The sequence below is a fragment of the Microcoleus sp. AT3-D2 genome, assembly GCF_036705715.1.
Lineage (GTDB): Bacteria > Cyanobacteriota > Cyanobacteriia > Cyanobacteriales > Microcoleaceae > Microcoleus.
Genome location: NZ_JAUBVE010000133.1, coordinates 1 through 7,475, shown reverse-complemented (window position 1 = coordinate 7,475; position 7,475 = coordinate 1). Strand labels below are relative to the sequence as shown.

5 protein-coding genes and 1 pseudogene are annotated in these 7,475 nt (G+C 46.4%); 3 read left to right on the top strand and 3 right to left on the bottom strand.

What is annotated here, in order from left to right; genetic code table 11:
- Nucleotides 1-78: 78 nt before the first annotated feature.
- Together QUB44_RS29750 and QUB44_RS29745 are read left to right on the top strand one after the other, a co-directional pair.
- Nucleotides 79-243, top strand: a pseudogene (locus QUB44_RS29750) (RNA-guided endonuclease TnpB family protein); the annotation flags it as partial.
- A gap of 68 nt (nt 244-311) precedes the next feature.
- Entirely contained in the window at nt 312-1,208 is an 897-nt protein-coding gene (locus tag QUB44_RS29745; RefSeq protein ID WP_333373263.1) for a pirin family protein, read from the top strand.
- 171 nt (nt 1,209-1,379) lie between these two features.
- On the opposite strand, the gene QUB44_RS29740 is transcribed toward QUB44_RS29745, so the two are convergent.
- From QUB44_RS29740 to QUB44_RS29730, 3 genes are all read right to left on the bottom strand, one after another.
- Nucleotides 1,380-1,955 (bottom strand): TIGR04376 family protein, encoded by a 576-nt coding sequence (locus tag QUB44_RS29740; protein WP_333373260.1) that lies wholly within the window; start codon nt 1,953-1,955, stop codon nt 1,380-1,382.
- Nucleotides 1,956-2,387: 432 nt separating this feature from the next.
- Nucleotides 2,388-3,605 (bottom strand): hypothetical protein, encoded by a 1,218-nt coding sequence (locus QUB44_RS29735; RefSeq protein WP_333373257.1) that lies wholly within the window; start codon nt 3,603-3,605, stop codon nt 2,388-2,390.
- 684 nt (nt 3,606-4,289) lie between these two features.
- The gene (locus tag QUB44_RS29730; RefSeq protein ID WP_333373254.1) at nt 4,290-6,212 is read right to left on the bottom strand and encodes an ABC-F family ATP-binding cassette domain-containing protein; all 1,923 of its coding nucleotides are present in this window, start codon (nt 6,210-6,212) and stop codon (nt 4,290-4,292) included.
- 213 nt (nt 6,213-6,425) lie between these two features.
- Between QUB44_RS29730 and QUB44_RS29725 the strand changes: the two genes are divergently transcribed.
- The gene (locus tag QUB44_RS29725) at nt 6,426-7,475 is read left to right on the top strand and encodes a DUF4365 domain-containing protein (protein ID WP_333373251.1); all 1,050 of its coding nucleotides are present in this window, start codon (nt 6,426-6,428) and stop codon (nt 7,473-7,475) included.

The window sequence follows — 7,475 nt, the reverse complement described above, 5'->3', positions numbered from 1 at the left end:
TTCTTCGTAGTTCATATTATTAAGCTAATTTTTTCTTTTATTTTACCTAGAAAGAGCGCACTTTCGCAAGAGGTCTAGTTAATTAATTCCGATGTGAACGCCGCGTACAACATCCTCAGAAAAGCAATCCCAAATGCTTTCAGCAATGGGATAGAGAGCTGCGTAGTTGGGCCAATGCGGGTTAATCCGCTTAAAGCAAAAGTGAAGGGGGAGGGACTTGAGGCCTCCCATGTCTATAAATGACTATACTTTTGCCAGCTATAATGCACTTTATGACATAAACGATTAGCGTTCCCAACTTCATAAACATTATGACGGATATCATCCAGCATTTCATTGAGCCACACATTCAAGATTTGGGTGGATTCCAAGCCCGCCGCCTGCTTCCCTCCGAGGTTTTAGCACTAGTGGGCCCGTTCATCTTTTTTGACCATCTGGGCCCTGCGGTGTTTCCACCCGGCCGGGGCGTGGATGTCAGACCGCATCCACACATCAACTTAGCAACCGTCACCTACCTGTTTGAAGGTGTTTTGCTGCATCGTGATAGTGTGGGCAGCGTTCAAGAAATCCGTCCCGGTGCGGTGAACTGGATGACAGCAGGGCGAGGCATTGTCCACTCCGAACGCACGCCTGACGACGATCGCAGCAAAGAAGCCATCCTGCATGGCATTCAAACCTGGATAGCCCTTCCCGATGAATACGAAGAAACCGACCCCTGGTTTCGGCATCATCCGGCTTCTGAGCTGCCTGTTTGGGAGGATGCAGGAGTTTCGTTCACCCTGATTGCGGGTGAGGCCTATGGTCGCACTTCCCCAGTTCAAATATTTTCACCCATGATTTATCTGGACGTGGAACTGACTGCTGGAAGAGAATTTACCTTACCGGGCGATTACAGCGAACAGGCGGTTTACAGCGTAACAGAGGGGCTTGTGATCGATGGAGTGCCTCTGGAACAACATCGGTTGGCAGTTCTCACTTCCGGCACAGAAGTAAACATTTCTGCTTCAGGCAAGGCTCGTTGTATTGTGATTGGCGGTGAACCTGTTGGTGAGCGGCATAAGTGGTGGAATTTTGTTTCGAGTCGGCACTCACGCATTGAGCAAGCCAAACTCGATTGGAGAGAGGGACGGTTTGCTCAAGTTCCTCAAGAGACAGAGTTTATTCCGCTGCCAGAAGAGCCACCTTCTCAAGCAGAGCAACCGTTGTGAGAATATTGTAGGGATGATTGATTAATTGGCCCTAGAATTTTAGGATGGTAATTATATCAACTCTGAGCGATCGATCGCAATACCTGAGACTCTGGAGGCTTGACTAATAGTTGCACCAGGCATCCCAGTTCCGGGTGAACCCGTCCCTAAAGGATTGGAATGCTTTCGTAACTATCGGCCTATATTCCGCTTCATTTGATCGAGTTCTTCGTCTGCTTCCCAGCGTTGAAACTTTTCTTCTAAAGGATCTGCCGCATTAAAACTATTATAATTTGAACTCTGATTCCAACCCTTTGTATCCCAATTTGGCTCTGTTTTAGTGGTAGTTCGAGTTGCAGCTTCTGCCGCTTTTGCTCGGACTTCTTTTCGCCGTACTTGAATTTGGCGGTACAGTTCTTTTGCTTTTTCAATCCGTTCTTTGCAGCCTTGCATTTGACCCCAGCGCTGATTTCCCTGACGCAGCAAAGCGGCTTGCCGCTCTTGGGCGGCTTGAGCTAAATCGAGCCTTTGAGCAGCTTTAGCTTTGTTGATGCGATCGTTCCAGCGCTGAATTTCTTGGGCGGCAGAGAGAATTTCGGCTTGCAGTTTTTTCTCTTGTTTTTGGATATCGAGAATCAGCCGCAGAGTGTCTTCTTCTTGTTCCTTCAGTTGTTCTTCTATTGCCTGCAATTCCAGATGGGGATTGGTACGCAAAAATTCTTCTAATCTGGTTTCTAGAAAGCGGCTGAAATCATCAAATAAGCCCATTTTTTATAATTCCTCAGTCATTAGTCATTAGTCATTAGTCATTAGTCATTAGTCATTAGTCATTAGTCATTAGTCATTAGTCATTAGTCATTAGTTATTAGTCATTAGTTATTAGTCATTAGTTATTAGTCATTAGTCATTAGTCATTAGTTATTAGTCATTGGTTCTTAGTCACTGGAGATCGATTATCTATCCTGAGTTGTTAGTTATAGCAGAAGAAAGTTCGGTAACGAATTGGGAAGCGATTTAACGGATAGAAGGAATAAGCAATAAGAGCAATGGTTTCAGCAATTAAGAACGTCTTGGCGGTTCCTATATTCTAACTGTTGTCACTGCTCGTGAGGTACAGCCCGATCGCTGCCCATTACCAATTACCGATGACCTAAGTCATAACTAATGACTGATGACTAATGACTCATAACTGATGACTAATTAGAACTTTTGGCCGACAAAAACCGATCGCACATCTCCTCCCTTGCGAATCACTGCTTCTTGATTTTTGATTTCTGCCAGCGTCCAACCGCTAGCGCCGATGCTTTCGCCGACATAAATTCTGCGGGCTACGCCGTCTACTTCAAACAAAGCAGCCGATCGATCGCCCAACTCCAAAATCCCTACCAACGTGTGCGCGGAAGTTGGGGCGCTGCTGACGGCTGGTGCCGATTGCTCCGGCGCGGGCGCGGATTGCTGGGCTGGGGGCGCTGGTGCCGGTTCGGTTTCGCGAGCCAAAATCTTTGGCTGGGGAGACTCCGAGGAAGGGGAAGCAGCGAGGGGATCTCGATTGCCCGCAGCGGCGATCGCACGACCGGAGGCTGGAGCCGCCGGCGAGGGAGAAACTGCGCTGGTTTGAGGAACAGCCGGAGCAGCAGCTACCGGAGCAGCCGGAGCCACAGTCACCTGAGCGGGGGGAGGGATGACTACCACTTGGGGTGCTGGTGCTCCCGGCTGAGTGGCAGCTTGTTCGAGGGCATTAGCAATGCGGTTGACTGCTGTGGAAAGACCTGCCGTTGCCGGGGGCGCGCCGGAAATTGGAATGCTCGGCAGCGTCCCTGGGGTGGGGGCTCCGGGAACTCCTGCAAGTTGGGGGTTAGCTGGGGGTGCTTTTTTTTGTTCGATCGCTTCTAGCGAGCGCTGCACGTATTCCACAAACGGGGTATCTGGTGCTGTTTTGCCACTTGCTGCGGGTGTCTCTGGTGCGGGGGCGGCGGGCAAGCGCACGAGTCCCGATCTGCTTGCGAGCCATAACCCCATGACTAGCAGCAGCGACCCAAATGCTGCTCCCAGCAGCATTCTGTCGAATGATTGTTTGGACTGCTGTTTTTTGGCTGTTTCTAGGGCGACTTGGCGGGCGATCGCTTCTACGTCTTTTTCGTCCCGCTGCGGCTGGGGGGGTGCCAACTGCGACAAAACTATTTGAGGTACTGAGATCGACTTGAGCGCCACGAATTCTGGCTGCACGGGTTCGGATGGCAGTCCGCCGCTACCGTCGAATGCTCGATCGACTCCTTCAAACAGTTCGTCCATCAACCGATCGGCGTAGGACTCTACTGCCACTGCTTCGGCTGGCACTGTTTCCACCGTCGCCCTCACGGCGATCGGCTCTGACGCTGATTCCAAAGACATCTGTTTGGCGATTACTTTTTGAGGCATAGTTTTCTGTTTGCTCCCGCTCCTCGACAACCCTGAGATTCTCAACTTCAGACTTCTACAGGATAGTTGTGATGTTGACCAATTCTTGGTTAAGAACAGGTCAATTGTATCTCACCCATCACCATATTTTTAGTCCTCGACCAACTTAACTTTGCCCGATCGACTTTTGTTTTACCTGTTTTGGGCTTTTTCGTCCCTGTTTTCTGCTGCCAGTCTTATTTGCTTACCCTGACTTTTACTGCATATTCTACTGCTGTTGTCAACCCCACCCTCCGGGGCTTCGCAGTTTTTGACATACAGCTTTACTTGAGGCGATCGCAAAAAAAGCGGTTTTTTTGCCGCTGTTGCCGATCGGATTGCAGCTTTGAGAAGGATTTCAGAGTTTTACCCGTCTTAAGTTTGTTGGTCAATTTGGTTGACAGTAGTAACAGGTGACTTATTTTATAACTTTAATCCAACATAGCTTCATCACACTTAGGTAATAAATTGTCAAAGGTTGCCAAACCGTCGGCTAAATAAGAATTATTCCTAATATTTTTTTGCAAGACTATTTGTAATATGAAAATAAAAAACTCTTGAAATTTGTCAATATATATTCGTTTCAGCATGGGGTTTTTTCCGCCATAATTCCTGTAGCTCCTGCCATTGTTAGCAGGAGCTAAACACCACATTCGGATAGCCCAATTAACCAACCCGTTCGGCTAACTCCAACCAGCGCTCAGTCGCATGATCGATCTGCTGCGTCAACTGAGCTAAACGATCCGATAACTTCTTTACCTCCGCAAACCCGCTCGGAGCATTGTTAGACAACCTCTTCTCAATCTCTTGTTTCTCAACTTCCATTTTCGGGATTTGACTTTCTAATTGTTCGTATTCCCGCTTCTCATTGAAGGAAACTTTGGTAGTTTTTTGAGTGGGATTTGTGGATTTAGAATTATTAGATTCAACGGTGCGTGTAAGTTTTTCTTTTTCTTTTTGCCCTTGGATTTCTTTGGCTTCTTCGGCTTTCTTGTAGTCTAAATACACGGAATAATTGCCTGGATACAAACGCAAATTGCCGCCCGGTTCCAAGGCGAAAACCATGTCGATCGTGCGATCGAGAAAATAGCGATCGTGAGAGACCACAATCACGCAGCCGTTAAAATCTTCGAGATAATCCTCCAAAACTGCCAAAGTCTGCACGTCCAGGTCGTTTGTCGGTTCGTCCAAAATCAGCACGTTTGGCGCACTCATCAGCACCTTCAACAGAAATAAGCGGCGCTTTTCCCCGCCCGAAAGTTTGTTAATCGGTGCATACTGTTGGTTCGGTGGAAACAGAAACTTTTCCAACATTTGAGAAGCGGTAATGATTTCCCCATCCGCCGTTTGCACCAATTCCGCCACACTTTTCAAGTATTCAATAACTCGCTGGTCTTCGTTCGGCGTCAAATCCTCTGAATGCTGGTCAAAATAACCGATATGAATGGTTGTGCCAATTTCGACTGTACCCGAATCCGGCTGAATGCGTCCGGTGATGATATCCATCAGCGTCGATTTTCCCGCACCGTTACTACCAATAATTCCAATCCGGTCTTCGGGTGTGAAATTGTAGGTAAAATCTTTAATTAAAGTGCGATCGCCGTAAGCTTTATTGATATGCAGTAACTCAATCACCTTCTTACCAATCCGGCGGCCGGCTGTCGCAATTTCGACTTTGCCGTTGGCTGTTTTGAACTCCTGGGCTCGCATATCTTTAATGCGATCGATCCGAGCTTTTTGCTTGGTACTGCGCGCTTTCGGCCCGCGTTTGAGCCATTCCAATTCGCGCCGCAATACACCCGCGTGTTTGCGAACACTGCTGGCGGCGGATTCTTCAGCTAAGGCTTTTTTCTCCAAGTAATAAGCGTAATTGCCAGCATAATTGTAAAGGTCGCCGCGATCGATCTCTAGGATGCGATTGGTAACGCGATCGAGAAAATAGCGATCGTGCGTAATCAGCAGCAAAGCACCGCGATAGCCGTTCAAATAGTTCTGCAACCACTCAACTGACAGCGCATCCAAGTGGTTTGTCGGTTCATCCATCAGCAACACATCGGGCTCGGACAACAAGGCTGTTGCTAAGGCAATTCGCTTGCGGTAGCCGCCGGACAAATCGGCAATTTTCGCATCAAAATCCTCAATCCCCAACTTGGTCAAAATCAATTTCGCCTTGGTTTCCAAATCCCACGCATCCACCTCATCAATGCGTTCAGACACCGCAGACAGACGCGCCATCAACTTGTCTGTATCGCCTTTGCCGTGGGACAATTGAGCGGAAATTTCCTCGTATTCGCGCACTAAAGCCATTTGTTCGCCACTGTCGGCAAATACTTGCTCTAAGACAGTGTGATTTTCGTCTAAATCCGGCTGTTGGGGGAGATAGACAATTGTAGACCCTGGATTGACCCAGCGATCGCCAGAGTCGATCGACTCCATACCCGCAATCATTTTCAGCAGGGTTGATTTGCCGGAACCGTTTGTGCCGATGAGTCCGACTTTATCGCCTTCATCGAGGCTGAAGCTGGCATCTGTCAAGAGTTCCTTGATGCCGAAGTCTTTTTTGATCGATCGCAGAGTAAAAATAGTCATCTGTATAGAAAGTCATTTACCTGACTTAGTTTAACCCAGTCATATCAAATTATATAGTTTTGCTGCTTTGGTTACAGGTGGTGGCGGTTGTTTGAAGCTAATCTGTTTTCGCTCTGTAGGCTTTCGGTGTCATGCCTGTCAAACGAACAAAGTTAGTTTAAGCTAAGATAGCTACATTCTTGCTGCCCATAATTTCATTTATTTGCTTATAACATGACTGATAGCCGCAACCCACTTCCTAAAGCAGATAGAAATTCTCAATTGCAAAGACTAAGCATTGTAAGTTTTCAAGAAGTTTTACCAGTTGATCAATTTGTCTTTCGCCATGAACCAGTGGATGATGCTGGTGTAGATGGCTCTCTTGAAATTTTGATTGATGGGTGCTACACCAATATGCGTGCTCAAGTTCAGCTTAAAAGCTGTGAAGAGAAAAAGGCAAAACAAGATAGAATTGTTACTCATCAAATAGAGACAAGCAACTTCAACTACTTACTCAACGGTGTGCTTGGCTTGTATGTTTTGTATGTTGAAAAAACGCATGAACTATTTTATGCCTGGGCGGCTGATGAAAATAGGCGTCGTATTAAGATGAATTCCGATTGGAGGAGTCAGGAAAAAATTTCTATTCCTCTTCAACAGCTTAATGAACTAGCGATTCAAAGCATATATGATAGAATTCGCCGACAAGCTGAATTGCACCGTAAAATATTGGAATCCCTAGCGCATTCTCCCACAAATGACAATATATCAGTTTCTATAAATCCCGACACACTTGAAAGCAAAAATTCTGTTGAGATTGAAAGGATTCTGAGTTCTGCTGGTATGACCTTAGTGGCAGCAGGATATTCTAATTCAGTTCTGGAAAAACTAAATTTAGTGAGTCAGAAAGCAGCTACTGAACCAAGGTTAAAACTGATAAGTGCTTATGCAAATTACTCTACGGGTCGATATCAACTTGCTTTAGGAGCGGTTACCGATGCAATAATTAATAATGGGCTAAAAAAAGAAGATAAAGAATTTGCAGAAAAGATTCATTTGGCAAGCCAAATGAATCTTGGAATGATTACAAGCGAGCAATATTTTCAAGAGATGGAGGCTAAATCTACAGGTAACGAGCTTCTAGATGCAGAAGTTAAACTAAATAGGGTCATAGATAAATTTCTTTCTCAAATGGATCTAGATGAAGAGCAGGGCTATTTCGTTCTAGACAGTAGGCAGGGTTTAGGTTTAGAGTTTAGAAGTCGGATTCACCCTAACTTATGA